Here is a 1800-nt window from a genome sequence, read left to right as displayed (position 1 = left end):
CGCTGGCCGCGAGCCTGGCCGGCATGGGCGTCGCCCGGGCCGTGCGTCGGGCCTCCGGACCGGCGGCCGGCGCGCGGGTGCTGGAGGGGCCGGACGACACGGACGGGTCGGGCGGCGGGCCGTGAGCCCCGTCCTGGTCAGCCTGGAGAACGTCGAGGCTGCCTTCGGTACCCGCACCCTGCTTGATCAGGTGAGTCTCGGCGTCGGCACCGGCGAGCGGATCGGCGTGGTCGGGCGCAACGGCGCCGGCAAGTCCACCCTGCTGCGGATCATCGCGGGCGAGGCGGAGCCGGATGCGGGCCGGGTCGTCCACGCCGGAACGACCCGGGTGGGCTCGCTGGCCCAGGCGGACGTGCTACCCGCCGACCGGACGGTCCGCGAGGTCGTGGTCGGCACCGGCGCGGAGCACGAATGGGCGGCGGACCCGCGCCGCCGCGGTGTGCTCGCCGGCCTCGGCCTGCTGGACCGCCTCGATGACGTACTCGGCCCGATGTCGGGCGGCGAGCGTCGACGGGTGGCGCTGGCCCGGCTCCTGGTCCAGGACCTCGACCTGCTGATCCTCGACGAGCCGACGAACCATCTCGACGTCGAGGGGGTCGCCTGGCTCGCCGGCCACCTCGCCGGTTGGCGTGGCGGCCTGCTCGTCGCCACCCACGACCGGTGGTTCCTCGACGAGGTGTGTGGCCGGGTCTGGGAGGTCGGCGACGGGCGCGTCGATGCCTACGAGGGCGGCTACTCCGCCTACGTCCTCGCCCGGGCCGAACGGACCCGACGGGCGGATGCGACGGAGGCCCGCCGGCAGAACCTGCTGCGCAAGGAGCTCGCCTGGCTACGCCGCGGGCCCCCCGCCCGGACCAGCAAGCCGCGGTTCCGCATCGACGCCGCCAACGCCCTGATCGCCGACGAGCCGCCGCCCCGCGACACGATGGCGCTGCGCAGCTTCGCGGCGTCCCGGCTCGGCAAGGACGTCTACGACGCGGAGAACATCACCGTCCGGATAGGGGATCGCACCCTGTTCGACGGCATCACCTGGCTGCTGGGTCCGGGGGACCGGATCGGGCTGGTCGGCGTCAACGGTGCCGGTAAGACGACGCTGCTGCGCGCCCTGCTCGGCGACGTCGTCCCGGACGGCGGACGGGTGAAGGTCGGCGCCAGCGTTCGACCGGCGCTGCTGTCCCAGGAGGTCGCCGAGCTCCCGCCGTCGCTGCGCGCGTTGGAGGCCGTCGAGCAGGTCGGCCGGTCGCTGGAGGTCGAGCGGGGCCGGGAACGCAGCGCCGGGCAGTTGCTGGAGCAGTTCGGCCTGCCGTCGTCGCGGCAGTGGACCCGCGTCGGTGATCTCTCCGGTGGCGAACGACGCCGGTTGCAGCTCCTGCGCCTGCTGATGGCTCGCCCGAACGTCCTGCTCCTGGACGAGCCGACGAACGACCTCGACACGGACACGCTCACCGCGTTGGAGGACCTGCTCGACTCCTGGCCCGGCACCCTGGTCGTGGTCAGCCACGACCGGTATTTCCTCGAGCGGACCTGCGACGTGACGATGGCTCTGCTCGGCGACGGCCACCTGCGGATGCTGCCCGGCGGCATCGAGGAGTACCTGGCCCGCCGCGCCGCCGCGGGGTCGGAGGCCGCCGCGTCGACCCCGCGGGCCCGGGGGGGCGCCGCGGGCGGGACTGGTAGCCCGGGTGGCCGGGAGGGCCCGAGTGGCCGGGACGGCGGCGCGGGTGGCGCCCGGACGGGCGAGACCGCGTCGGGCGTTCCCGCCGCCGCGGCGGCAGCGTCCGGCCCGGCAGCGACCAACAT

Annotated in this window: 1 protein-coding gene; it reads left to right on the top strand. The window is 75.3% G+C overall.

Annotation, left to right across the window (positions count from 1 at the left end; translation table 11 throughout):
* Nucleotides 1-121 precede the first annotated feature (121 nt).
* Nucleotides 122-1800 (top strand): ABC-F family ATP-binding cassette domain-containing protein (locus ND748_RS31245; RefSeq protein ID WP_251749898.1); only part of this gene is annotated, 1679 nt, incomplete at its 3' end.

This window comes from Frankia sp. AiPs1, assembly GCF_023716945.1.
Lineage (GTDB): Bacteria > Actinomycetota > Actinomycetes > Frankiales > Frankiaceae > Frankia.
This window is presented reverse-complemented; position numbering and strand designations above follow the sequence as displayed.